The organism is Microbacterium sp. HMH0099, assembly GCF_049384025.1.
In the GTDB taxonomy this organism is placed as follows: domain Bacteria; phylum Actinomycetota; class Actinomycetes; order Actinomycetales; family Microbacteriaceae; genus Microbacterium.
This window is the reverse complement of sequence record NZ_JBMRJR010000001.1, coordinates 794317-818130: the sequence shown is the minus strand read 5'-3', so window position 1 is coordinate 818130 and position 23814 is coordinate 794317. Positions and strand designations below refer to the sequence as shown.

The following is a 23814-nucleotide window of genomic DNA, read 5'->3' as shown; positions in this document are numbered from 1 at the left end:
ACGCTACGGCGGCGGTCACCGGCTCGACCACCCTCGGGACCGGACGCTCATGCGATGGTCAGGGGACGCCGCGGGCACCTGTGCGGCCTCTACGGCCACTGCACGGGAACGGCGAGCCGCCGACGCTCGGGGGCCGCGTCGCGTCGGGCCAACCGCTCGATGAGGAGCTCCGCCGCGGCGCGCCCCAGCTGCTCCCCGTCCACATCCACCGCCGGGACCCCGGTGAGGCCGAGCGCATCGACGATCGAGCGCTCCGAGCTGACGACGAGCCGCTCCGGGAGCGCCCCCGCCGCGAGCAGCGCGTATTGCACGCCGAGACCCAGCGCCGTCGCGTACGGCACGACCGCCGTGGCGCCGGAGGCCCGCACGGCCTCGGCCGCCGAGACCCCGGCCGCGAAGGTCGCGGGGTACGGGCCGAGCACGGACAGCTCGACCCCGCCGCGCTCGGCAGCCGCGCGCACGGCCGCGGTGCGCTGCCCGTCCTGCCACGAGCCGTCCGGGCCGCCGAGGTAGAGCAGCCGCTGGTGCCCCTCGGCCGCGAAACGCTCGACCAACCCGCCGAACGCCGACGCGGTGTCGGCGACGACGGATGCCATGCCGTCGGCCTCGCGATCGACCAGCACCGTGGGCTTGTGCGCCCCGGCCGAGAGCAGCAGCTCGTCGCTGCCGCGCGGCGCGACGACGATGAAGCCGTCGACCTGCCGAGACAGCCGCTCGAACGCGGTGAGCTCCCGCACCCCCTCGAGCGGATGGACGGCCACCGTGAGCTGGAGTCCGTCCTCGTCGGCGCGGCGCTGCGCCCCGCCGATGATCGGGGTGAAGAACGCGTTGTCGAGCGTGGGGACCACGAGCGCGACGACGCCCGTGCGGCCGCGGGCGAGCTGCCGCGCCGCGGAGTTGGGGGTGAAGCCGAGCTTCGCTGCGGCCGTCAGCACCCGCGCCGCGGTGTCCGGCGAGACCACCTCGGGCCGCGAGAGCGTCCGGGAGGCGGTCGCCTTCGAGACGCCGGCAAGGGCGGCGACGTCAGCGAGCGTGGCCATGCGACTCCTTCGGTGGACTGCGCCGATCATACGGTGCCCCTGCAACCGGTCGCACGTCGCCACCCGTCTGCACGGCGGTGCCGAAACGCACTGTTCACATGGCTGACTCGAACCGGGTCCCCTCGTCGGTCTACTCTCGATGCAACCGGTTACATTTCTTTTGCGGGCTTTCCGTGCCCGCCCGACACGATTGATCGGAGGGTCGCCGTGAGATCGAGGACCGCTCCCCTTCTGCTCCTGCCGGGGCTGGGCTTCCTGCTGCTCTTCTTCGTCATCCCCTCGCTCGTCATGCTGTTCGCCCCTCCCGGCACCGGCCCCGTCGAGGTGCTCGCGCGCGTCGGGGAGATGCTCACCGACCCCTACGAGCTGGGCATCATCGGCCGCACCGTCGGTCTCGGCCTGGTGGTCACGGTGATCTGCATCGTGCTCGGATTCCCCATCGCCTACCTGCTCGCCCGTTCCAGCTCGCGCTGGGCGGGCGTGCTGCTCGCTTTGGCGATCTTCCCGCTGCTGCTGAGCAACGTGGTCCGGACCTTCGGCTGGCTCGTGGTGCTGGGCAAGAACGGTGCGATCGGGCAGGCGCTCGTCGGTCTCGGACTCGTGGAGGAGGCGCCCCAGCTGCTCTACACCGAGCTGGCCATCGTGCTGGGTCTGACGCAGCTGTTCCTGCCGTTGGCGATCATCTCCTGCTACTCCGCCGTCTCGCAGGTCGACGCCGGACTCGACGACGCGGCGCGCGGACTCGGCGCGAGCCGCATCCGCACCTTCTGGGACGTCGTCGTCCCGCTCTCGCTGCCGGGCGTCGTCGTTGCGGCGACGCTGGTCTTCGCCGGCTCGGTCACCGCCTACACGACCCCCTATCTCCTCGGGGGCTCGTCCCAGCGCATGCTGAGCACGCAGCTCTTCTCCTACTCGAGCGTGAGCATCGACTGGGCCGGGGCGTCCGCCACCGCGATCGTGATGACGGTGCTGGTCTTCCTGGTCTCGGGGCTTTCGTCGCTCGTCGCGCGGAAAGGAGCCGTCTCGTGAAGACCCGCCGTCCCATCGCCGCGTCGCTGGCCGTCGCCGGCTACGTGATCATGATCGTGCCGATCCTGTTCGTCGTCGCCACGGCCTTCACCGCCGGTTCGACCCTGCGCTTCCCGCCCGAGGGGCTCTCGCTGCGCTGGTTCGGCGAGGCGCTGTCCTACGACCCGTTCCTCGAGTCCTTGGCGACGAGCGCGCAACTGGCCGTGCTCGCCACCGCGCTCGCGCTGCTCATCGGCATCCCGGCGACCCTGGCGATCTATCGCGGGCGCATCCCGGGCCGCGGTCTCGTCGAGGGGCTGTTCCTGTCGCCGCTGATCGTGCCCGAGCTGGTCGTGGGGCTGGCACTGTTCCAGCAGCTGGTCGTGACGCTCGACGTCGACACCGCCCCGGTGCTGCTCCTCGGCCACACCGCCCTGCTCCTGCCGTACGCGGTGCGGGTGACCGGCGCCGCGCTCGCGACGAGCGATCCCGCACTCGAGGAGGCGGCGCGCGGCCTCGGGGCCGGCCCGCTCCGCACCTTCTTCACGGTGACGCTGCCGATCCTGCGTCCGGGGGTCTTCTCGGCCGCCCTGCTGGGCTTCGTGACCTCGTTCAACAACGTGCCGCTGTCGCTGCTGCTGCAGAGCCGCGACGCGCGGACCCTGCCCGTGACGATGCTCGACTACGTGCAGCAGAGCTACGACCCGATGGTCGCGGCCACCTCGACCCTCATCCTCGCGGCGACCGTCGTCATCGCCGTCATCGCCGAGCGCAGCGTCGGCTTCGCCAAGATCTTCGGAGGCATCAACCGATGAACGCCGCAGCGGAATTCGTCCACGTCAGCCAGGTCTTCGGCGACTTCACCGCCGTCGACGCCATCGACCTCGCCATCCCCGCGGGCAAGCTGACCACCCTGCTCGGGCCGAGCGGGTGCGGCAAGACCACGTCGCTGCGGATGCTCGCCGGCTACGCGTCGCCCACCTCGGGCCGCATCCTCATCGACGGCGTCGACAGCACCCGCCTCCCGCCGGAGAAGCGAGGACTGGGCATGGTGTTCCAGTCGTACGCCCTGTTCCCGCACCTCAGCGTGGCCGACAACGTCGGCTACGGGCTCAAGCTGCGCGGCCTCGGGCGTGCGGAGCGGCAGCAGCGGGTGACCGAGAGCCTCGAGATGGTCGGCCTCGCGCACCTCGCGGGCAGCCGGCCCCGACGGCTCTCCGGCGGCCAGCAGCAGCGCGTCGCCCTGGCGCGCGCCATCGCGATCCGACCGAAGCTGCTTCTGCTCGACGAGCCGCTGTCCAACCTCGACGCGCGGCTGCGGGTGCAGATGCGGTCCGAGATCCGCCGCATCCAGAGCGAGACGGGACTGACCGTCGTCCTCGTCACGCACGACCAGGACGAGGCGCTCGAGATGAGCGACGAGATGGTCCTCATGCGCGCCGGTCAGATCCAGCAGCAGGGTGCGCCGAGCGCGGTGTTCGGGGCGCCGGCGAACCGCTTCGTCGCCGACTTCCTCGGGTACGAGAACTTCGTCGTCCTCGGCGACGGCTCGACCGTCACCGTCCGTCCGGAGCACCTGTCCGTCTCGGCGGCCGCCCCCGCCGGTGCGGGGCTCGCGCTCGACGGCGTCGTCGTCGACGTCGCCTACCGCGGCGTCGACGTCCTCGTCACCGTCGCCGCGCGCGACGCCACCGGGGCGGAGGTGCGGCTCGTCTCGGACGTGCGGGCCGACGGCTCGCCGACGGTCGCCCCGGGCGATCCGGTCGTGGTGTCGGCCGCCCCCGGCCGCCTCGTCACCCTTCCCTCCGCCTGACTCCCCCGCGTCGCAACGGCGTTCCGGGGCTGTCCCGCCCCGTCCGCCGCCACGCACCCCGTGCTCCTCCCACCCTCGAAAGGACCCGCCATGTCCCCCTCCTCCACCCGGCGCACCCTCGCCCTCACGACCGGTGCCGTCGTCGGCGCCCTCGCCCTCGCCGGCTGCTCCGGCGGATCCGGATCGGATGCCGACGCGCAGACCCTCGTCGTCAGCACCTTCCCCTTCGGCGTCGAGCAGTTCCAGGAGGCCGTCGTCGATCCCTTCACCGAGGCCACCGGTATCCAGGTCGAGATTGAGACCGGCTCCAACTCCGACCGCCTGTCCCAGCTGCAGCTGGCGGGCGGCGACGACCCCGGCGTCGACGTGATGCTGATCAGCGACTACTACGCCGCCCTCGGCCAGGAGGACGACCTCTTCCAGCAGGTCGACGCCGAGAACGTCGAGACGCTGAGCGAGATCGCCGACTTCGCGAAGGAGGACGCCTACCTCGGCCCGGCCTACAGCTACCAGCTCAACGGCACCCTCTACTCGACCGACGCCCTGAGCGCGGACGAGGCCGCCGACTGGTCGCTCTACGGCGACCCGGCCAACGCCGGCAAGGTGGCGCTGCCCGACATCTCGGTCACCGCCGGCCAGCTGATGATCAGCGGGGTCGCGGACACCGAGGGCAGCGGACCGTACGACATCGACGCCGCGCTCTCGACGCTCGCGGAGTGGGCGCCCGGCGTGCTGCAGTTCTACAGCTCGTCGACGGAGGTCACGAACCTGCTCACCCAGGGCGAGATCATCGCGGCCGACTCCCTCAGCGGTTTCGCCACCGACCTCGTCGCCTCGGGCGAGCCGATCGCCTGGACGCCTCCCGCGACCGGGCGCTACATGGCCACCAACCGGGCGATGATCCCGACCGGTGCGGCCAACCTGGATGCCGCGGAGCAGTTCATCGATTACCTCCTCTCGGTCGAGGCGCAGACCTCGTCGGCCGAGATCGTCGGCGACCTGCCCGTCAACCTCGGCGCCGAGGTGCCCGACACGATCACCGCCGTCGTGGGCGACATCGCCGCCGACCCGACCGCTGCCGGCTACGCCACGCTCGACCCGACGGAGCTCGTGCCGACCCGGTCGGAGTGGGTCGACCGCTTCGCCCGCGAGGTCACCTCGAAGTAGCACCCTCCCCCGTGCGCGGCGTCGCCTCGACCGCGACGCCGCGCACGGGTCCGTCTGCCCCACCTGCTTCCCCGGAGATCTCATGAGCACCGCCGCCGCCACCACCGCCGCCGTCACCGTCCCGGACGAGTGGCTCCGACGGATCCCGAAGGTCGACCTGCACTGCCACCTCATCGGCACCGTGCGTGCGAGCACCTTCGCCGAGCTCGCGCGCCGCGAGGGTCTCGCGCTGCCCGCGGAGCCGGAGCGGGTCTTCGCCGACATCAACTCGCTGCCGCCGGACCCGGCGCTCTACCGCGACACCGTGGTGTCCGTGCCGCAGGGCCGCTCCGCCGACGAGCCCGAGGTCTCGTACTCGCTCTTCCAGGTGTCCGCGTGGGTCGTCCAGCTCCTGCGTTCGCCCGAGGACCTGACGCGCATCGTCTACGAGGCGTTCGAGGACGCGCACCGCAGCGGCACCCGGCACCTCGAGCTGTTCTTCGACTCCGTGCCCGAGCACCTCGCCGGGCTGGGCTACCGCGGCAGCGTCGAGGCCTACGCCGACGGCATCCGTCTCGCCGAACGCGACTTCGGGATGACCGGGCGGATGATCGCCGGCATCGACCGCAGCCGCAGCGGCGAGGAGGCGCTGGCGCTCGTCCGCGAGGTCGTCGACAACCCGCACGAGTACGTCGCCGGGATCGGCCTCGACAACCTCGAGACCGCGGGCCCGCCCGAGCGCTTCGTCGACGCCTACCGGCTCGCCGGCGACGCGGGGCTCGGCCGCACGGCGCACTCCTCGGAGCACGCCCCCACCGCCGCGAACACCACCACGTGCCTCGACCTCCTCGGCTGCGACCGGATCGATCATGGCTACTTCGTGCTGGAGGATCCCGCCGTCGTCGAGCGGGTGCGCCGCGACGGCGTGGTGTTCACCGTGGCGTCGACGACCTCCCGCCGGTCGTGGCGCCCGTGGCGCCGTGCGTCGATCCGGGCGATGCTCGACGCGGGGCTGCGGGTGACGCCGTGCTCCGACGACCCGGGGATGTTCCCCACCACGCTCACCGACGAGTACCGCCTCGCGGCAGGCCCCATCGGGGCGACGCACGCGCAGCTGCGCGACATGGTGCGGAACGGCGTGGAGGCGTCGTGGCTGCCCACGGGCGAACGCGCTGCCCTGCTCGCGGACGTGACCGCGGAGCTCGACGACCTCGACGCGGAGCTCGGCCTGGCCTGACCCCTGCGCACAGCTCGCAGAACGACGCCGATCTCGCAGATCCGCCGGGGATCCTGCGAGATCCGGCGCATTCTGCGGGGTTCGGAGCACCCGCCGGGCGCCCGCTCAGTCGAGGAGAAGCGCGGGCTCCTCGAGAACGGATGCCACGTCGGCGATGAACCGCGAGATGCCGTCGCCGTCCACGACGCGGTGATCGAACGAGCCCGACACCGTCGTCACCCAGCGAGGGCGCACCTCGCCGTCGACGACCCACGGCTTCTGCCGGATGGCGCCGAGCGCGATGATGCCGGCCTCGCCCGGGTTGATGATGGGCGTCCCGGCATCCACTCCGAAGACGCCGATGTTCGTGATCGTGAACGTTCCGCCGGACTGGTCCGCGGGGCTCGTCTTGCCCTCGCGCGCGGTGAGCGTCAGGTGCTCGAGCGCCTTCGCGAGCTCGCGGGTGTTCATGTTCTGCGCGTCCTTGATGTTCGGCACGAGCAGTCCGCGCGGAGTCGCGGCGGCGATGCCGAGGTTGACGTAGTGGCGCACGCGGATCTGCGCACCGTCCTCGGTGTCGACCCACGCCGCGTTGATCATCGGCGTGCGGCGCAGCGCCCACATCACGGCGCGGGCCATGATGAGCAGCGGCGAGATCTTGACGTCGGCGAAGTCCGGCGAGGCCTTGAGGCGCTTGACGAGCTCCATCGTGCGGGAGGCGTCGACGTCGACCCACACCGACACATGCGGCGCGGAGTATGCGCTCGAGGTCATCGCGTTGGCGGTCGCCTTGCGGACGCCGCGGACCGGGATGGACTCCTCCCGCGCGTCGTCCACGGGAGCGGGCGTCGCCGGCGCGGGCACGGAGATCGTCTCCTCGCGCACGGCGCCCCACTCGGGCGTCTCGATGTTGCGGAACACGCTCGCCTGCTCGGCGTGCTTGACGACGTCGTCGCGGGTGACCTCGCCGGCGGGGCCGCTAGGGGTCACGGCCGACAGGTCGACCCCGAGGTCGCGAGCGAGCTTGCGGATTGGGGGCTTCGCCACGACGCCGACGGATGCCTTGACGGGACGTTCCGCCGGCTTGCGGCGCCGCGACGACACCGCGCCGCCGGTGCCGTAGCCGACGAGGACCGCGCCGCCCGGGTCGCTGGGCTCCGGAACCGTGACGGGTGCCGCGGGCGTGGGGGTGGCGGCATCCATCGATCCGATCGTGATGATCGGGGCACCGACCTCGACGGTGGCGCCCTCGGATGCCAGGAGCTCCCCGACCGTGCCGGAGTACGGTGACGGGAGCTCGACGAGCGACTTGGCCGTCTCGATCTCGACGATCACGTCGTTGACGGCGACGGTGTCACCGGGCGCGACGCGCCACTGCACGATCTCGGCCTCGGTGAGGCCTTCTCCGACATCGGGGAGGACGAACGTCTGATCGGTCACGATGGTGTCCTTTGCTCGCGAACAGCATCTCACCGACGCCGCTCGCGGTCACGAAAACAGGTCAGTAGGCGAGAGACCGGTCGACGGCCTCGAGGATGCGGTCGGCATCCGGCAGGTAGGTGCCCTCGAGCTTGGCGGGCGGGAACGGCACGTCGAACCCGGACACGCGCAGCACCGGGGCCTCGAGGGCGAAGAAGGCCCTCTCCATGACGGTCGCGGCGACCTCGGACCCGAGCGACGTGAAGCCGGGAGCCTCCTGCGCGTAGACCATGCGGCCGGTGCGGCGGACGGAGTCGAGCAGCGGGCCGTAGTCCACGGGCGACAGCGAGCGCAGGTCGATGACCTCGCAGCTGGTCCCCTCGCTCTCGGCGAGCGCCGCCGCCTGCAGCAGCGTCGTCACCATGGCGCCGTGCCCGACGAGTGTGACGTCGGTGCCGTGGCGGACGATGCGACTGGCGTGCAGCGGCAGGGCCGGGGCCTCGGTGTCGACCTCGCCCTTCTGCCAGTACTTCGCCTTCGGCTCCAGGAAGACGACCGGGTCGGGCGACGCGATGGCCTGCTGGATCATCCAGTAGGCGTCGTTCGCCGTCGACGGGCTGACCACGCGCAGGCCCGGCGTGTGGGTGAAGTACGCCTCGGGGCTCTCCTGGTGGTGCTCGACCGCGCCGATGTGCCCGCCGTAGGGGATGCGGATGACGACGGGCATGCGGATCGCGCCCTCATGGCGGTTCGTGATCTTCGCGAGCTGCGAGGTGATCTGGTCGAAGGCGGGGAACACGAAGCCGTCAAACTGGATCTCGAGCACCGGCTTCCAGCCGCCCATCGCGAGGCCGATCGCCGTCCCGACGATGCCCGACTCGGCGAGCGGCGAGTCGATGACACGACGCGGGCCGAAGTCCTTCTGCAGGCCCTCGGTCACGCGGAAGACGCCGCCGAGCGGGCCGATGTCCTCGCCCATGAGCAGGACGCGGTCGTCGGTCTCGAGGGCGCGGCGCAGGCCCGCGTTCAGGGCGCGGCTGATCGGGAGGTTCTCGGTCACTGCCCGCCCCCTTCCATCGACGCCTCGTAGTCGTCGAGCCAGCGCTGCTCCTCCTGGATCAGCGCGTGCGCCTCGGAGTAGACGCTCTCGAACATGTGCGTCCGGGGCAGCGACCCCAGCTCGTTCGTGCGGGTGCGCACGTCGTCGGCGAGCGCTCGACCCTCGGCATCCGCGTCGTCGAAGAACTGCTGCGAGGCCCCGCGTCCCTCGAGGAACGCCCGCATGCGCGCGATGGGGTCGCGTCCCGCCCAGGCCTTCTCCTCGTCCGAGGTGCGGTACTTGGTGGGGTCGTCGCTGGTGGTGTGCGCACCCATGCGGTAGGTCATGGCCTCGATCGCACGGGGGCCGCCGCCGGCGCGCGCCTCGTCGAGCGCGACCTTCGACACGGCGTAGCTCGCGAGCACGTCGTTGCCGTCGACCTGCAGGCTCGGGATGCCATACCCCTCGCCGCGCTTGTACAGCGGCGAGCGCGACTGCGTCGCGACGGGGACCGAGATGGCCCACTGGTTGTTCTGCAGGAAGAACACCTCGGGGGTCTGGAAGCTCGCGGCGAAGACCATCGCCTCGTGCACGTCGCCCTGGCTGGAGGCGCCGTCGCCGTAGTAGACGATGACGGCCTCGTCGCGCTCGGGGTCGCCGGTGCCGCACTTGCCGTCGAACACCAGGCCCATGCCCAGGCCCGTGGCGTGCAGGGTCTGCGCGCCGAGGACGAGCGTGTAGATGTGGGTGTTGCCGTTCTTCGGGTCGGTCGGGTCCCACCCGCCGTGGGTGAGTCCGCGCATGAGCCGGATGATGTCGAGAGGGTCGACGCCGCGGATGCGGGTGACCACGTGCTCGCGGTACGACGGGAAGACGTGGTCCTGGGCGCGGGCAGCGCGCGCGGAGCCGACCTGGGCGGCCTCCTGCCCGAAGGACGGCGGCCACAGCGCAAGCTGGCCCTGCCGCTGCAGGTTCGTCGCCTGGACGTCGAACGCCCGGATCGACACCATGTCGCGGTAGAACGTCTCGAGCTCGGCATCGGTGAGGGCGTCGATGAGCGGCAGGTACCGCTCGGCCTCGGGCGTGGGCGCGATCGAGCCGTCGGCCGCCAGAACGCGCACGAGAGCGGGGTCGTCGAGCGGTGTCATGCGTCCACGCTAATGCCCGACTCATGCCCCTCACCGCATGAGGGACACAATGGATGCCGCGAATCACGGTCGATCATCGACAACGGAGTGCCCGCGCGTCGGGGCGTGCCGGTCGGGCAGCGGCCACGATCCAGGAGCCACCGCGGCGGCGGCACCGCACCAGCCCCACCTCGCGCCACCAGCCCCACGAGTCCTGCGGAAGTGCTCGGGACGTGCGCGAGCAGCCCCACGGGTCCTGCAGACGCGCTCGGGAGGGCGCCACCGGCCCCACGGGTCCTGCAGACGCGCTCGGTCGAGGCGGCCGGCGGGTCAGGGGGCGACGGCCGCGGCGACCTCGACCACGCGGTCGATCGACTCCTCTTCGCCGACGGAGATCCGCACGCCGTCGCCGGCGAACGGCCGCACGACCAGACCGGCCTGCTCGAACACGGCCGCGACCTCGAGCGCGCGGTCGCCGGCGGGCAGCCACACGAAGTTGCCCTGGGCGTCCGGGACGTCCCATCCCGTGGCCCGCAGGCGTTCGACGAGACCGTCGCGGCGCGCGGCGATGACTTTCACACGGTGCAGCAGCTCCGACTCGGCGTCCAGGCTGGCCAGGGCGGCCTCCTCCCCCGCCGCGGTGACCGCGAGGGGAATGGCCGTGCTGCGGGCGGCATCCAGCACCCGGGTGTGCCCGATGGCGTACCCGACGCGCAGGCCCGCCAGTCCGTAGGCCTTGGAGAACGTGCGCAGGACCACGATGTTCGGCCGGGCGATGAGCACGCGCACGCGGTCGCCCTCGACCGAGGTCGGATCGGTGACGAACTCGGCGTAGGCCTCGTCCAGAACGATGAGCACGTCGCGCGGGACGGCGTCGACGAACGCGGCGAACTCGTCGTGCGAGACCGTCGGCCCGGTTGGGTTGTTCGGGCTGCAGACGATCACGAGACGGGTGCGATCGGTGACGGCCGCGGCCATCGCGGGGAGGTCGTGACGCGCATCGGCGGTGAGGGGCACCTGCACGCTCGTCGCCCCCGCGACCGCGACGAGGGAGGGGTACGCCTCGAACGAGCGCCACGCGTAGACGACCTCGTCGCCGGGTCCGGCCGTGGCCAGCAGCAGCTGCGCGAGCAGCGACACGCTCCCCGCGCCGACGTGAACGTCGTCCGCCGAGACGCCGTACCGCGCGGCCAGGCGCTCGCGGAGCCGGGAGGCGGTGGCATCCGGATACCGGTTGATGCCCGTGGCGGAGCGGATCGCCTCGACGACACCGGGCAGCGGGTCGAAGGGGTTCTCGTTGCTCGACAGCTTGAACGCGTCGGGGCTCGCCTGGCGACCCTGGCGGTACGCCGGCAGGGCGGCGATCTCGGGACGGATGCGGGGCAGGACCGGCTCTTCGCTCACCAGGCGAGCCTATCCGCGCGGTCCCGCTCCGCGTCAGACCCGTCCGCGGCCGGGGCCGTGGCGGGGTGCGGTCGCGGCGGGCGGGGCCGTGAATATGGCCCCAGGGCCACACCCGGCGCCCCGGGGCCACACCGGACGCCCCGGACTACGACGGACACCAGGGCCGGATCGGGAGCCCGCGTCCGTGGATGTGGCCCCGGGGCCACACCCGGCGCCCCGGGGCCACACCGGCCGCCCCGCACTACCACGGACTACGACGGACACCAGGGCCGGATCGGGAGCCCGCGTTCGTGGCTGTGGCCCCGGGGCCACACCCGTCGCCCCGGGGCCACACCGGCCGCCCGCACCGACGCCCGCGACCCGCCCGGCAACCCCCTGCCGGCCGGCCGCCCCCGTGGCACGATGGGCGCCATGCGCTTCCTCGTCCGCGTCGCCGTGAACGCCTTCGCCATCTGGATCGTGACGCTGCTGCCCGCACTGCAGGTGCAGCTCGTCCCCTTCGCGCCCGGCGAGGGGCTGCAGGTCGCGCTCACGCTTCTCGTCGTCGGCGCGATCTTCGCAATCGTGAACGCGATCGTCGGCACCGTGGTGAGGATCGTCGCCATCCCGCTCTACATCCTGACCCTCGGGCTCATCTCGCTCGTCATCAACGGGTTCCTGCTGTGGCTCACGGCGGCGATCACGTCGGGCCTGCCCTGGGGACTGCGCACCGGCGAGTTCTGGCTGACCGTCGTCGCGGCGCTGCTCATCGGCGTCATCAACTGGGTGATGGGGGTCGCCCTGCGGCCGCGGCAGCGCGCGACCGAACGCGGGTAGTGCACGGACCGCGCTTCCCCGCCATGATGGAGGGATGACCGCGAGTGCCGACGCGCCCTTCCGCGTCGTCTTCGTCTGCAGCGGCAACATCTGCCGCTCGCCGATGGCCGACGTGGTGTTCCGCCGCTTCGCGCACACCGCAGGTCTCGGCGCCCGGATCGCCTCCTCCTCGGCGGGCACCGGCGACTGGCACGTCGGCGAGCGCGCCGACCACCGCACCGTCGCCGCGCTCGAACGCCTCGGCTACGACGGCACCGCTCACCGCGCACGTCAGTTCCGGTACGCCGACTTCGACCGCAACGACCTCGTGGTCGCGCTCGACCGCAGCCACGAGCGCGTGCTCCGCGGGTGGGCACGCAACGACGATGACAGCGACAAGATCGCGTTGCTGCAGTCCTTCGTCCCGGATGCCACGACCCTCGACGTCCCGGACCCCTACTACGCCGGCCCCCAGATGTTCGACGAGGTGCTCGGTATGATCGAACGCGCCAGCGGGGCCCTCTTCCGGCAGCTCGAGCCCGCCATCCGTTCCGCGGGCTGACCCCTTTCGCGCGATCCTCGGGAGACCCGTGTCCTCTCTGCCTCCGCAGCCCCTCAGCCCCCTCGACGGACGGTACTTCGGCACCGTGTCCGAGCTCGGCGACTACCTGTCGGAGGCGGGCCTGAACCGCGCCCGCGTCGAGGTGGAGGTCGAGTGGCTCCTGGCCCTGACCGACCGCTCGCTCTTCGGCACGCAGCCGGTCGCGGATGCCGACCGCACGAAGCTCCGTGCGCTGTACGAGGACTTCGGCGCCGACGAGATCGCGTGGCTGAAGGACAAGGAGGCGGTCACGCGTCACGACGTGAAGGCCGTCGAGTACCTGGTGCGCGACCGCCTGGACAGCCTGGGCCTGTCCGGACTGGCCGAGCTGACCCACTTCGCGTGCACGAGCGAGGACATCAACTCGACCGCCTACGCGCTGACCGTGCAGCGCGCCGTCGAGCGCGTGTGGCTGCCCAAGCTCCGCGCCGTCACCGCCGCCCTGGCCGAGCTCGCCGTCGCGCACCGCGACGCGGCCATGCTCTCCCGCACGCACGGGCAGCCGGCCACCCCGACCACGATGGGCAAGGAGATCGGCGTCTTCGCCTGGCGCCTGCAGCGTGTCATCGCGCAGCTGGAGGGCGGCGAGTACCTCGCGAAGTTCTCCGGCGCGACCGGCACCTGGTCCGCGCACGTCTCGGCCGAGCCCGACGTCGACTGGCCCGCGCTGACGCGCGGCTTCATCGAGTCGCTCGGCCTGGGCTTCAATCCGGTCACCACGCAGATCGAGTCCCACGACTGGCAGGTCGAGCTGTACGACCGCGCGCGTCACGCCGGTGGCATCCTGCACAATCTCGCGACCGACGTGTGGACGTACATCTCGCTCGGATACTTCACCCAGATCCCGGTGGCGGGCGCGACCGGGTCGTCGACGATGCCGCACAAGATCAACCCGATCCGGTTCGAGAACGCCGAGGCCAACCTCGAGATCTCGGGCGGGCTGTTCGCCACGCTCGCCTCGACGCTGGTCACGAGCCGCCTGCAGCGCGATCTCACCGACTCCACGACGCAGCGCAACATCGGCGTCGCGTTCGGGCACTCGCTGCTCGCGCTCGACAACCTGCAGCGGGGCCTGACCGAGATCTCCCTCGCCGAGGACGTGCTGCTCGCGGACCTCGACGTGAACTGGGAGGTGCTCGCCGAGGCGATCCAGACGGTGGTCCGCGCCGAGATCGCCGCGGGGCGGTCGCAGATCAGCGACCCGTACGCCCTCCTCAAGGACCTCACCCGCGGCCGTCGCGTGGGCGCGGCCGAGCTCGCCGAGTTCGTGCGCGGACTGGACATCGGCGACGCCGCGAAGGAGCGCCTCCTCGCGCTCACGCCCGCGGGTTACGCCGGTCTGGCGTCGTCGGTCGTCGACGCGCTCTGAGCAGCGCCCTCTGACCTGCGCCGTGCTCTGACCCGCGCCCTCTGACCTGCCGGCGCGCGCTTGCCCGCGGCGCCCTCTCCCGCTGACCCGCGCCCGCTGACCTGCGGCTCGCGCTGGCCCGCGGCGCCCTGTCCCGCTGGACCGGGCCCGCACTCGCGCTCGCGAGGCCCGATGGCATCCAATAAACGCTCTCCGCCGGTGGAAACGTCATGACACGGCGTTTCCACCGGCCGGGGGCGTTTACTGCCGACACCTCGCACGGACTCGGGATGCCGCGGGTGCCATGTTCGCGCGAACATTCGCCCTAGACGCGGGCAGCACCCGGCCGTACAGTGTTGACGTCAACATCCCCCGACCGCGATCCGCCGCCCCCGGACGGACAACGTCGCGCCGCACCGTCGCGGCGCAGAACGGAACGACGCGATGACGCCTCGACCGCACACCCCGCGACCGCGCACACCGCTCGAGCACACACCGCGCGAGCACGCCCCGCTCGAGCGGGCCCCGCGCGAGCACACACCGCTCGAGCGCACCCCGCGCGAACAGACCCCGCAAGAGCGCACCCCGCGACCGGGGAGCGCGCGACCGTTCCTCCGACGCCTGTGCCGGACGGCGCTCGTCGCGGCCCTCGTCGCCGCCCTGGCCACGCCCGTGGCCGCCGTCGCGGCCGCCGGCGTCCCGACCGATCCGAACGACGGCGTGCCGCGGACGGACGTACCGGTGACGTACGACCGGTTCCCGGCCGTCACCGACCCGGGGCGCGGGGCGTCCGGGTACTTCGAGCCGAAGTGGTTCGACACCGACGGCCGGCACATCCAGGCGCACGGCGGGCAGGTCGTGACGACGGAGGAGGACGGCCGGACCGTCTACTACTGGTACGGCGAGGACCGCACGAACGGGTACTGGAACAGCCCCGGCGTCGGCGTGTACCGGTCGACGGATGCCAAGAACTGGACCAACCTCGGCACGGCGCTGCGCAGCGTCTCCACCCGCGACGAGCTGCTGACGCCGTACTTCGACGACCTCTACGACACCGTCGACGAGAACGGCCGGCCGCGCACGGAGAAGGTCGACGCCCTCGCCTACCACTTGAACTCGACGCAGAACTCGGACTACACGGCGATCTTCGAGCGCCCGAAGGTGCTCTACAACGCCGCCACGGACCAGTGGGTGATGTGGTGGCACGCGGACGGGCGCATCGAGCCCGGCGGCAGCACGTACGCCCGGTCCATGGCCGCCGTCGCCGTGTCCGACTCCCCCGCCGGACCCTTCCGGATGACCGGCGCGTTCCGCATGCCGAACCGGGCCGACTACCAGGCCTGCACGCCGTACGCGGTGCCCGGTCAGGCGCGCGACATGACCGTGTTCCAGGACGACGACGGCACGGCATACATCTCCTACTCCTCGGAGGAGAACTACACGCTCTACATCGCCGAGCTCGACGAGACGTACACGAACGTCACCCACACGACCGACCGGGACACCCTGGACGTGAACCAGTACTCGGAGGACGGTCGCTACCCGTACGTCTTCGCCGACGGGACGCCGGAGGCGCCCGTGCGCGGCGAGGACTTCCAGATCGTCAAGGAATGCGGCCACCTCGAGGCCCCCGCGATCTTCGAGCGCGACGGCACGTACAGCGTCGTGACCTCCGGCGCGACCGGATGGGCGCCGAACCCGCAGACGTACTACACCGCCTCGGACCTGATGGGCACGTGGATCCGCGGCGTCGAGCCGGGCGACGCCCACGAGACCACGTCCTACAGCGGCATCCCGGACGGCGGTGACGGCCTGCTGTCGGTCGGCGACGTCCGCCGCTCCACCTTCGGCTCGCAGACCACGAACGTGCTCGAGCTGGAGCCGGGCAAGTTCGTCTACATGGGCGACCGCTGGAACGACGGCGCCAGCGACTCCACCTACGTCTGGCTCCCGCTCACCGTGGGTGAGAACGGCCGACTCGAGATGCACAACCCGGCGACGGAGGACCCTGAGCGCTACGCCGACGGATGGGACGCGTCGTACTGGGACGACAAGGGCTTCGGCCACGGCACGTGGAAGGTCGTCGACGACCGCCTGCCCGACGACGTCCGACGCGGCTCGTCCCCCGCGCTGCCGACCCGCGTGACCGTCGACGTCGACGGTCGCCGGTCCGAGGTCCCTGTCACCTGGTCGGCGCTGGACACCAGCCGCCTCGGCACGCGCACGCTCACCGGGTCCCTCGCCGCCGACGCGGACTTCACCGCCGGCCGGACCTTCACGCGCACGGTGGACGTGACCGAGCCGGGCATCGTCCAGATCGCGCCGGAGGCCGAGGTCACGGCATCCCATCGCAACGATCTCGCCCGCACCGTCGTCGACGGCAGCACCGGCAAGGGCTGGGACGACTGGTCCGGGAGCGGGTATCCGCGCGACAGCTGGCTGTCGTTCGAGTGGGACACCGCGCGCGCCCTGGACTCGGTCGTCGTCGACACCTACAAGGACGGCGCCACCGCGACCTGGCCCTCGCGCATCGAGGTTCAATATCGCGACGCGAACGGGGCGTGGGCGACCTCGTCCGCGGCCGTCACCCTGGCTCAGGATGCCGCCGCGCCCGCGCCCGTGGTCGCGATCGACGTCCGCGCGGTCCCGGCGACCACGGCCCTCCGCCTCCGCCTGACGACGCAGACGAACACGTGGCAGTCGATCGCCGAGGTCGCGATCTGGGGACAGGGCGGGACGCCGAACGTCTGCCGGGCCGCCGACGCAAAGGTCACGGCGTCCGTGTGGCAGACGCGGTACGAGACGATGACGCCCGACCGCGCGTGCGACGGTCGCCGCGGCACCGCGTGGTCGACCTGGAGCGACACCGCCCTGAAGGACTCCGCGACGTTCACGCTGACCACCGATCAGCCGCACGGCATCGGCGGCGTCGAGTTCACGAACATCGAGGGCACCGTCACCGGGGTCACCGCCGAGTACCGCACCACGGACGGCCGATGGACGGCCGTCACGCCGATCGGCGCGGCGCCCTCCGTCGTCACCGGGACGAAGACCGTCCTGCGCTTCGCGCCGGTCCACGCCACCGGGCTGCGCCTCACGTTCGCGACGCCGGGGTCGTACCTCAAGATCCCCGAGATCGTCGTGCCGGAGGTCGAGGTCGCGCCGCGCGTCACCGCGGCGGCATCCCCTCGATGCGTCGCGGGGCGCGTGACCCTGGTGACGACGGCGCGCAACGACGAGACGACACCGATCGCCCTCACGGTGAAGACCGCCTGGGGCAACCGGACGTTCGCCGCAGTGGAGCCGGGGAAGACCGTGTCGGTCGCGACGACCACGCGCGCCGCGTCGATCGCCGCGGGCACCGTCGACGTCACGGCGAGCGCGGGTGAGGCGCAGGGCACGCAGACCGTCCCGTTCGCCGCGAAGTCCTGCGGCTGAGCACGGCCGACCTCGCGAGAAACGGCCCCTGCCCCGAGAAACGCCCGCACCCGGCGTTCCTTGGGGCAGGTCGCGTTTCTCGGGCGGGCGTCCTGGCGCGAGAGGATGGATGCCATGCGCGCCATGATCATGGACACCCTCGCCGCCCCGTTGGCCGTTCGCGATGTCGCGGCGCCCACGGCCGTCCCGGGCGGCGTGGTCGTCGAGGTGCGCGCGACGGGACTGTGCCGGAGCGACTGGCACGCGTGGGCCGGGCACGACGACGTCGCATTGCCGCATGTGCCCGGGCATGAGCTGGCGGGGGTCATCGTCGAGGTCGGGGCGGGGGTGCTCGGCTGGCACGTCGGCGACCGCGTCACCGTCCCGTTCGTGAACGGGTGCGGCGCATGCGAGTGGTGCCGCAGCGGCGACGCGCAGGTCTGCCCGAACCAGGAGCAGCCCGGCTTCACGCAGTGGGGGTCGTTCGCGGAACTCGTCTCGCTCCCCGCCGCCGACACGAACCTCGTCGCGATCCCCGACGACGTGTCGTTCGAGGCCGCAGCCGCCCTGGGATGCCGATTCGCGACGGCGTTCCGCGCGCTCACCGGACGGGCGCGGCTGCAGGCCGGGGAATGGGTGACGATCGTCGGCGCCGGCGGCGTGGGCCTCAGTGCCGTCATGATCGCCCGCGCGCTCGGCGCTCGCGTCATCGCCGTCGACCGCACGCCGGCCGCTCTCGACGCGGCGACCCGGCTCGGCGCGGAGCACACGATCGTCGCGGACGGACGCGACATCGCCGCCGCCGTGCACGAGGTGACCGACGGCGGCAGCCACGTCGCCGTGGATGCCGTGGGCAGCGCGCAGACCGCCCGCGACGCGGTCCTGAGCCTGCGGCGGCGGGGCCGCCACGTGCAGGTCGGCCTCCTCCCCACCGCCGACGGGATGAGCGCCATGCCGATGGCGCGGGTCATCGCGTGGGAGCTGGACCTGCTCGGCAGCCACGGCATGGCCGCGGTCGACTATCCCGAGATGCTCGCGCTCATCGCCAGCGGCGCCCTGCGCCCGCAGGACCTCATCGAGCGCATCGTCGGGCTGACGGATGCCGCCGGCCTGCTGCCCGGGATGGACACCGCCTCCCCCGTGGGCATGACGATGATCGACCCGCGGCGGGCCTGACCGGCCGGAACCCCCGAGACGGGACCCGCGACGCGCGGACGCGGTGCCGTCGGCAGCGGTGCCGTCGGGCTCAGGACCCCGCGGGGGGCGCCGGGCCGCGGTCGTCGTTCGTCGACGGGGACGCCGTCGGGGCGGCATCCGGGTCCTTCTTCGGGAGGAGCAGCGGACGGTCGACCTGCTTGGTGACCTGCGCGGGGTCGACCGCGAGCAGCATGAGGGCGACGCTGACGAGAACGACGATGAAGGTGACGCCGGCGACGATCAGGCCGATGATCAGCGCGCGCTGCACCTGCTCGGCCGGGCGCGACTGGAAGAACCCCATCGACACGAGGGTGACGCCCCCGGCGAAGAGGGCCGCGACGAAGGCGAGTCCGAGCAGCTGGACGGGCTTCATCAGGTCGCGGCGGGTGGGCTTGTCGGTCATGACGCAGGCTCCTCGACGGATGCGACCGGGACGGTGTCGGGGCGACGCGGCGACAGACCCGCGATAGCGAGGAAGACCGCGACGATGGCGGCGTACCCGCCGAACAGTCCGACGGCGATCGTGATCCCGGTCAGGGTGAACGATCGTCCCGCGTCCTCGATGAAGTACTCGAGGGCGTAGCCCGAGTTGGTGAAGAGCAGGGCCACGCCGAGGAGCACCGTCAGCGCGCCGACGACGAGGCCGTCGCGCGCGGCGCCGTCGACCCGTCCCGCCCGGCGGGCGAGCAGGGCGGCGGTCGCCTCGATGACGCCGCTCACGAGGGCCCACGCGATGACCACGACGAAGAAGAAGACAGTGCCGCGTCCCGCGGACGCGACCAGTCCGGCGAGGACCGTGACCACCGCGAGCAGGACCACCGGGGCGCGCCGGCCCTTCGGGAAGGCCAGCCAGGCGCCGAGGGCGAACACGAGTCCGGTCGCGATGGCGAACCCGCTGAAGACGGACAGGCCGACCGGTGCGGAGTGGTCGGTCGAGAACGTCACCATCACGGCGGCGACGGCCGCGAAGAGCGCGCGCGCGAGCTGCAGATGGCGCACGTCGAACGCGCGCGCGGGTGAAGGAGAGGTCACGGCTAATCCTGAGGGAGCGAGGACGATGGCATCCAGTCTATTCCTCGGTTCCCGGCAGACCTCCGTGCCCCCTGTGGATGCCTCGGCGGTGGACCTTCGGGCCGCGCGACGTCGCGGTGGACATGTCCGGTTGTTTACGTCGACCGGCGGCAGAAGGCTGCGCAGATTCGTCGATTGCGGCATTCTGATTGTGGGAGCGGAAGACAAATGGGGGATCAGATGATTTACGACCAGCGCCATCGCAGACCGTCCGAGGACGAACGGTTCAGTGAAAGCGCGTTCCATGCGGCAGCGTGATCCGGACGAGACGGCGCAGTCCTTCACCGACCGGCACCCCTGGATCGACGGGCGACTCGTCGACCGTGCCGTGTCCCGCGTGCTGGCGGGCGAGTCCATCGTCTTCAGCGGACCGGCGGGATCGGGGGCCCCGCTCTACGTCTTCGCGGTAGAGGCGCAGGTCAAGGCGCAGCGGCCGGACGTCTGGCGCACGGCGCAGTGGTTCCCGGATGCCGCCTCGCTGTCGACCGACGCCCGTATGAGCCTCCTCGAGACCATCCGGCGGGGCACCACGCCCGTCGTCCTCGGGCTGTCGTCCCTTCCCCGGACGGATGCCGCAGCGCCCATCGGGCGTTTCGCGATGGCCCTCTCCCGGGCCTGGCTGGACGGGAGCGCGCACCGCATCGACGTCAGTCGCCTGTCGGACGACGCCCTCATCCGGCTCATGCGCGAGATCGGGTCGGCGGACCGCCTGCCGCTGGTCAGCCGCGCCCGCGTCGTCGCGTGGAGCAACGGCGTCCGCGTCCTGGCGCAGCAGCTGCACGCCGCCGCGGTCGCCGCCGGCCCGGACGCCGAGGCGCAGAGGCGCGCGATGGCGCGGCCGCATCTGGGGTCGGCGTTGTTCGACGCGTACTCCTCCCTGCTGCTGCCGCTCAGCGAGCACGACCAGCGCATGCTCGCCCACCTGATCGAGAACGGTGAGGGCACGCCCGCGGCCGAGGTGGTCGGCAGCGAGATGGCGATGCGTCTCGAGGCGGCGCGCGTCCTCTCGGCTCCGGATGCCGACGGCATGAGCCACATCCCGGAACCGCTCGTGCGCGTCGCGGTCACCATGCGCACGCTGGGCGGGCGCTCGGAGCAGGTGCAGGACGCCGCCTCCGCGCGGGACACGGGCGAGCCCATCACCGTCCCGACGGGGGCGCCGCGCCGTCCGGAGGTCGCCGTGATCTTCGAGCGGGTCCTGAACATGGACTTCGTCGGGGCCAACGACGGCGCCCGGCGCATCCTCCTCCTGCCGTCCGCCGCGCCGCGCGATCGGTACCTCGCCGCCGTCGCCGCGGGACTCTCGACGGCGTACGCGGGATCGTGGACCGAGAGCGCGCTCCTCTTCGAGCGCGCGGACACGCTGGCGGACGTCTTCCCGCACGACATCCACGGGTGGGACGAGCTGCTCGGGCTCTGGCTCGAGGCGTACGCCCGCACGTTGTCGGGCGCCCCGCTCGACGGGGTCTGCACCCGGCTCACCCGCCGCGCGATCGCCGCCGTGAACGAGGAGGACGACGGCTCGCTGCTGCTGGCGAGCGCGCTCAGCGCCTGCCTGCACGCGATGTCGGGCAACGCGGGTGCGGCCGAGCTGGAGCTCGCCGTGGTCTCGGCGAACGCCGCGGGCCTCGACGAGCACGAGTGGATCCTGCCGATGGTGCGGATCGCCGTCGCGACCTGCTTCGCGGTGAAGGGCGAGGTGGCGCGCGCCGAGGAGCTGCTGCAGATCTCGCGCGCCGCCGCCGAGAAGGTGCCGCTGGTCCGCTGGTACCTGTCGGTCTCCGACTCCGCCCTCGAGTACGCGCGCGGGTCCTCCGGCGAGACGCCGACGAGCGAGACCGCGGACCTGCTGCTGCGGACCGGGCGGGGCGGCCTGCTGCTGGAGCTGCACGCGCTGTTCCACTTCGTCACGGCTGTGCGCACCGCGGGGCCCGACCACGTCGCACGCCTGCGCCAGCTCAGCACCCTCGTCGACGCGCCGGTGTCGACCATCGTGCGCCGCTGGTCGGGCACCGGCCACGCGCGGGGCGACGGCGACCAGTCGCCGTTCCTGCTGTGGTCGGCGGGCCACTGGGCCGGGGCGACGAGCGCGGAACGCGTCGCGGGCGGCGTCGAGCTGCTCAGCGACCGCGAGCGCGAGGTGGCCGCCCTCATCGCCGAGGGCCTGTCGAACCGGCGGATCGCCGAACGGCTGTTCCTCTCGGTGCGCACGGTCGAGTCGCACGTCTACGTCGCCCGGCAGAAGGTCGGCGCCGCGACGCGGAAGGACCTCGGCGCGATGGTCGCCGCCCGGACGGCCGCCGCGAGCTGACGCGCGGCGGCCGGCGGGGGGCGGACCGACAGACCGGCGCGCGTCAAGCGGGCCCGCCCCACGGAACGGGCCGGGTGGAATAGGGCCTCGGCGCCTTCCGTTGGAGGGCGTGTCCCCCACCCCGCTCGGAAGGATCCCCGTGAGCCTGTTCAGCCCCACCACCGTCGGCGACGTCGACGTCCGCAACCGCGTCTCCCTCGCCCCGATGACCCGCCTCCGCTCCGGCGCCGACGGCGTCCCCGGTCCCCTCGTGGCGAAGTACTACGCGCAGCGCGCGGGCATCGGCCTCCTCGTCACGGAGGGCGTGTACCCCAGCGCGGAATCCCGCGGCTACGCGGGTCAGCCCGGCATCGTGACCGAGGCGCAGGCCTCCGGCTGGGCGAAGGTCGCGGACGCCGTCCACGCCGAGGGCGGCACGATCTTCATGCAGCTCATGAACAGCGGACGCGTGTCGCACACCGACATCACCGGCACCGACCGCATCGTCGCCCCGTCCGCGATCGCGATCGAGGGCGAGACGCGCCTGGCCGACGGCTCGAAGGTCTCCTACCCCGTCCCGCACGCCCTCGAGACGTCGGAGCTGGCGACCGTCCGCGACGAGTTCGTCGCCGCCGCGCGCCGGGCCGTGGATGCCGGGATCGACGGGGTCGAGCTGCACTCCGCCAACGGCTACCTCCTCCACGAGTTCCTCTCCCCCGCGTCGAACCAGCGCACGGACGAGTACGGCGGATCGCCCGAGGCCCGCGCGCGTTTCGTCATCGAGGTGGCACAGGCCGTCGTCGCCGAGATCGGGGCCGGACGTGTCGGCATCCGGATCTCCCCCGCTCACAACATCCAGGACGTGTGGGAGAAGGACGAGGCGGAGACCCGCGCGACCTACGAGGCACTCATCGCCGGGCTCGCCCCGCTCGGTCTGGCCTACCTCAGCGTGCTGCACGCCGACCCGGCCGGTGACCTCATCCAGGACCTCCGCCGCACCTTCGGCGGGACCTTCATCGTCAACTCGGGCTTCTCGAACGTGACCACGCGCGAGGAGGCCGTCTCGGCCGTGGACGGCGACATCGCCGACCTCGTCGCCGTGGGGCGCCCCGCGATCGCGAACCCCGACCTCGTCACCCGCTGGCAGAACGAGGCCGACGAGAACCAGGTCGACCAGGCCACGGTCTACGGCGGCGGCGAGCACGGCTACACCGACTACCCGTTCCTCCAGAACTGAGTTACCCCGCGGGGCCCGGCGATCGAGTCCGGGTCCGGGCCCCGCAGCGTTTCACGGCGGAGGGATGCCACGGGGGCGCTGTCGCCGATGGAATGATTCGTCCATGGCATCCGCGGGACCCGACGACTCGCGCCTCAGCGCGGAGCAGGAGGCCGCACTGTCGGCGCTCGTCGCACACGCGGACCTCGTCGCGGGTGATACCGCGGTGGTTCGTCGCCGTTCCCTGACGGGCCTGGCTGTCGACGTCATCGACGTCGCGCCGCACAACCCGCGGGCCGCTTCCGTGACGATCACCGCCGAGCACTGGCTCATCGTCGTCGTGGGACGCGGCCGCTGGGAACTCGACTACTCCGACACCGACATCGCGCTGGCGAAAAGGCTGATGGATGCCGCTGTCTTCGGCCACGTGCGAGCAGCGCACGGGGAGCGCTGGAGCCGCACCACGGTCACGCTCGAAGACGGCACGAGGAAGGTCTCGGACGTTCAGACAGGATTGTTCCCTCTCCTGCGCGGCCGACGGCGCCCCGGCATGTTCCGCGGACCCCGGGTGAGGTACGAGCCCTTCGCGGAGCCTCCGCCTGCCCCTCTTCAGCGCTGACTTGCCCCATATGTACGCGCAGCATGGGGTTTCGCGTACATCTGCGCC

At 72.2% G+C, this 23814-nt stretch carries 20 protein-coding genes; 13 read left to right on the top strand and 7 right to left on the bottom strand.

Annotation, left to right across the window (positions count from 1 at the left end; translation table 11 throughout):
- Positions 1-89: 89 nt before the first annotated feature.
- Entirely contained in the window at positions 90-1040 is a 951-nt protein-coding gene (locus tag ACO03V_RS03665; RefSeq protein ID WP_423136649.1) for a LacI family DNA-binding transcriptional regulator, read from the bottom strand.
- Positions 1041-1247: 207 nt separating this feature from the next.
- On the opposite strand from ACO03V_RS03665, the gene ACO03V_RS03660 reads away from it, so the two are divergent.
- The 5 genes from ACO03V_RS03660 to ACO03V_RS03640 all read left to right on the top strand — a co-directional run bounded on the left by ACO03V_RS03660 (position 1248) and on the right by ACO03V_RS03640 (position 6244).
- Positions 1248-2069: an ABC transporter permease gene (locus ACO03V_RS03660; RefSeq protein ID WP_423136648.1), complete on the top strand. Its 822-nt coding sequence runs from the start codon at positions 1248-1250 to the stop codon at positions 2067-2069.
- The gene (locus tag ACO03V_RS03655) at positions 2066-2863 is read left to right on the top strand and encodes an ABC transporter permease (protein WP_367733757.1); all 798 of its coding nucleotides are present in this window, start codon (positions 2066-2068) and stop codon (positions 2861-2863) included. The genes ACO03V_RS03660 and ACO03V_RS03655 overlap by 4 nt, the downstream gene beginning before the upstream one ends.
- The gene (locus ACO03V_RS03650; RefSeq protein ID WP_423136647.1) at positions 2860-3861 is read left to right on the top strand and encodes an ABC transporter ATP-binding protein; all 1002 of its coding nucleotides are present in this window, start codon (positions 2860-2862) and stop codon (positions 3859-3861) included. The genes ACO03V_RS03655 and ACO03V_RS03650 overlap by 4 nt, the downstream gene beginning before the upstream one ends.
- A 90-nt stretch (positions 3862-3951) precedes the next feature.
- Positions 3952-5028, top strand: coding sequence for an ABC transporter substrate-binding protein (locus ACO03V_RS03645; RefSeq protein ID WP_423136646.1), 1077 nt, complete (start codon positions 3952-3954; stop codon positions 5026-5028).
- Positions 5029-5110: 82 nt separating this feature from the next.
- Entirely contained in the window at positions 5111-6244 is a 1134-nt protein-coding gene (locus tag ACO03V_RS03640) for an adenosine deaminase family protein (protein WP_423136645.1), read from the top strand.
- A gap of 105 nt (positions 6245-6349) precedes the next feature.
- Here ACO03V_RS03640 and ACO03V_RS03635 read toward each other — a convergent pair whose 3' ends face one another.
- The 4 genes from ACO03V_RS03635 to ACO03V_RS03620 form a co-directional block, all read right to left on the bottom strand.
- Positions 6350-7663, bottom strand: a complete 1314-nt coding sequence (locus tag ACO03V_RS03635) for a dihydrolipoamide acetyltransferase family protein (RefSeq protein WP_423136644.1) — start codon at positions 7661-7663, stop codon at positions 6350-6352.
- 61 nt (positions 7664-7724) lie between these two features.
- Positions 7725-8702 carry an alpha-ketoacid dehydrogenase subunit beta gene (locus tag ACO03V_RS03630; protein ID WP_423136643.1) on the bottom strand — a complete coding sequence of 326 codons (978 nt, stop codon included), beginning with the start codon at positions 8700-8702 and terminating at the stop codon, positions 7725-7727.
- Positions 8699-9829: a thiamine pyrophosphate-dependent dehydrogenase E1 component subunit alpha gene (locus ACO03V_RS03625; RefSeq protein ID WP_423136642.1), complete on the bottom strand. Its 1131-nt coding sequence runs from the start codon at positions 9827-9829 to the stop codon at positions 8699-8701. Before ACO03V_RS03625 ends, ACO03V_RS03630 begins: the two co-directional genes overlap by 4 nt.
- A gap of 309 nt (positions 9830-10138) precedes the next feature.
- Positions 10139-11212, bottom strand: coding sequence for a histidinol-phosphate transaminase (locus tag ACO03V_RS03620; protein WP_423136641.1), 1074 nt, complete (start codon positions 11210-11212; stop codon positions 10139-10141).
- Between the two features lie 411 nt (positions 11213-11623).
- Between ACO03V_RS03620 and ACO03V_RS03615 the strand changes: the two genes are divergently transcribed.
- The 5 genes from ACO03V_RS03615 (at position 11624) to ACO03V_RS03595 (ending at position 18549) form a co-directional block, all read left to right on the top strand.
- Complete coding sequence (locus ACO03V_RS03615; protein ID WP_423136640.1) at positions 11624-12028, top strand: phage holin family protein; 405 nt, start codon at positions 11624-11626, stop codon at positions 12026-12028.
- Between the two features lie 34 nt (positions 12029-12062).
- Positions 12063-12569: a low molecular weight protein-tyrosine-phosphatase gene (locus ACO03V_RS03610; protein WP_367733768.1), complete on the top strand. Its 507-nt coding sequence runs from the start codon at positions 12063-12065 to the stop codon at positions 12567-12569.
- A 28-nt stretch (positions 12570-12597) separates the two neighbouring features.
- Positions 12598-13977 carry an adenylosuccinate lyase gene (gene purB, locus ACO03V_RS03605; RefSeq protein ID WP_423136639.1) on the top strand — a complete coding sequence of 460 codons (1380 nt, stop codon included), beginning with the start codon at positions 12598-12600 and terminating at the stop codon, positions 13975-13977.
- A gap of 423 nt (positions 13978-14400) precedes the next feature.
- The gene (locus tag ACO03V_RS03600; RefSeq protein ID WP_423136638.1) at positions 14401-17394 is read left to right on the top strand and encodes a glycoside hydrolase family 43 protein; all 2994 of its coding nucleotides are present in this window, start codon (positions 14401-14403) and stop codon (positions 17392-17394) included.
- A 114-nt stretch (positions 17395-17508) separates the two neighbouring features.
- A complete protein-coding gene (locus ACO03V_RS03595; protein WP_423136637.1) occupies positions 17509-18549 on the top strand; it encodes a zinc-dependent alcohol dehydrogenase family protein in 1041 nt (346 codons plus the stop codon).
- A gap of 70 nt (positions 18550-18619) precedes the next feature.
- Here the strand turns inward: ACO03V_RS03595 and ACO03V_RS03590 are convergent, their stop codons facing one another.
- Both ACO03V_RS03590 and ACO03V_RS03585 read right to left on the bottom strand, forming a co-directional pair.
- Positions 18620-18973, bottom strand: a complete 354-nt coding sequence (locus tag ACO03V_RS03590; protein ID WP_367733773.1) for an amino acid transporter — start codon at positions 18971-18973, stop codon at positions 18620-18622.
- A complete protein-coding gene (locus ACO03V_RS03585) occupies positions 18970-19602 on the bottom strand; it encodes an acyl-CoA synthetase (RefSeq protein ID WP_423136636.1) in 633 nt (210 codons plus the stop codon). Before ACO03V_RS03585 ends, ACO03V_RS03590 begins: the two co-directional genes overlap by 4 nt.
- 283 nt (positions 19603-19885) lie before the next feature.
- Here ACO03V_RS03585 and ACO03V_RS03580 point away from each other — a divergent pair, with 283 nt between their 5' ends.
- From ACO03V_RS03580 to ACO03V_RS03570, 3 genes are all read left to right on the top strand, one after another.
- Positions 19886-21952 carry a response regulator transcription factor gene (locus ACO03V_RS03580; protein WP_423136635.1) on the top strand — a complete coding sequence of 689 codons (2067 nt, stop codon included), beginning with the start codon at positions 19886-19888 and terminating at the stop codon, positions 21950-21952.
- Positions 21953-22091: 139 nt separating this feature from the next.
- On the top strand, positions 22092-23168 hold the full coding sequence (locus ACO03V_RS03575; RefSeq protein ID WP_423136634.1) for an alkene reductase: 1077 nt from the start codon (positions 22092-22094) through the stop codon (positions 23166-23168).
- 103 nt (positions 23169-23271) lie between these two features.
- Positions 23272-23766 carry a hypothetical protein gene (locus ACO03V_RS03570; protein ID WP_423136633.1) on the top strand — a complete coding sequence of 165 codons (495 nt, stop codon included), beginning with the start codon at positions 23272-23274 and terminating at the stop codon, positions 23764-23766.
- The last annotated feature ends 48 nt before the right edge of the window (positions 23767-23814 follow it).

Coding starts and splice junctions, on each gene's coding strand:
- ACO03V_RS03625 (WP_423136642.1), bottom strand. CDS start 9,829: ATGACACCGCTCGACGACCCCGCTCTCGTGCGCGTTCTGGCGGCCGAC.
- ACO03V_RS03580 (WP_423136635.1), top strand. CDS start 19,886: ATGCGGCAGCGTGATCCGGACGAGACGGCGCAGTCCTTCACCGACCGG.
- ACO03V_RS03600 (WP_423136638.1), top strand. CDS start 14,401: ATGACGCCTCGACCGCACACCCCGCGACCGCGCACACCGCTCGAGCAC.
- ACO03V_RS03610 (WP_367733768.1), top strand. CDS start 12,063: ATGACCGCGAGTGCCGACGCGCCCTTCCGCGTCGTCTTCGTCTGCAGC.
- ACO03V_RS03590 (WP_367733773.1), bottom strand. CDS start 18,973: ATGACCGACAAGCCCACCCGCCGCGACCTGATGAAGCCCGTCCAGCTG.
- ACO03V_RS03665 (WP_423136649.1), bottom strand. CDS start 1,040: ATGGCCACGCTCGCTGACGTCGCCGCCCTTGCCGGCGTCTCGAAGGCG.
- ACO03V_RS03570 (WP_423136633.1), top strand. CDS start 23,272: ATGGCATCCGCGGGACCCGACGACTCGCGCCTCAGCGCGGAGCAGGAG.
- ACO03V_RS03645 (WP_423136646.1), top strand. CDS start 3,952: ATGTCCCCCTCCTCCACCCGGCGCACCCTCGCCCTCACGACCGGTGCC.
- ACO03V_RS03615 (WP_423136640.1), top strand. CDS start 11,624: ATGCGCTTCCTCGTCCGCGTCGCCGTGAACGCCTTCGCCATCTGGATC.
- ACO03V_RS03650 (WP_423136647.1), top strand. CDS start 2,860: ATGAACGCCGCAGCGGAATTCGTCCACGTCAGCCAGGTCTTCGGCGAC.
- ACO03V_RS03595 (WP_423136637.1), top strand. CDS start 17,509: ATGCGCGCCATGATCATGGACACCCTCGCCGCCCCGTTGGCCGTTCGC.
- ACO03V_RS03640 (WP_423136645.1), top strand. CDS start 5,111: ATGAGCACCGCCGCCGCCACCACCGCCGCCGTCACCGTCCCGGACGAG.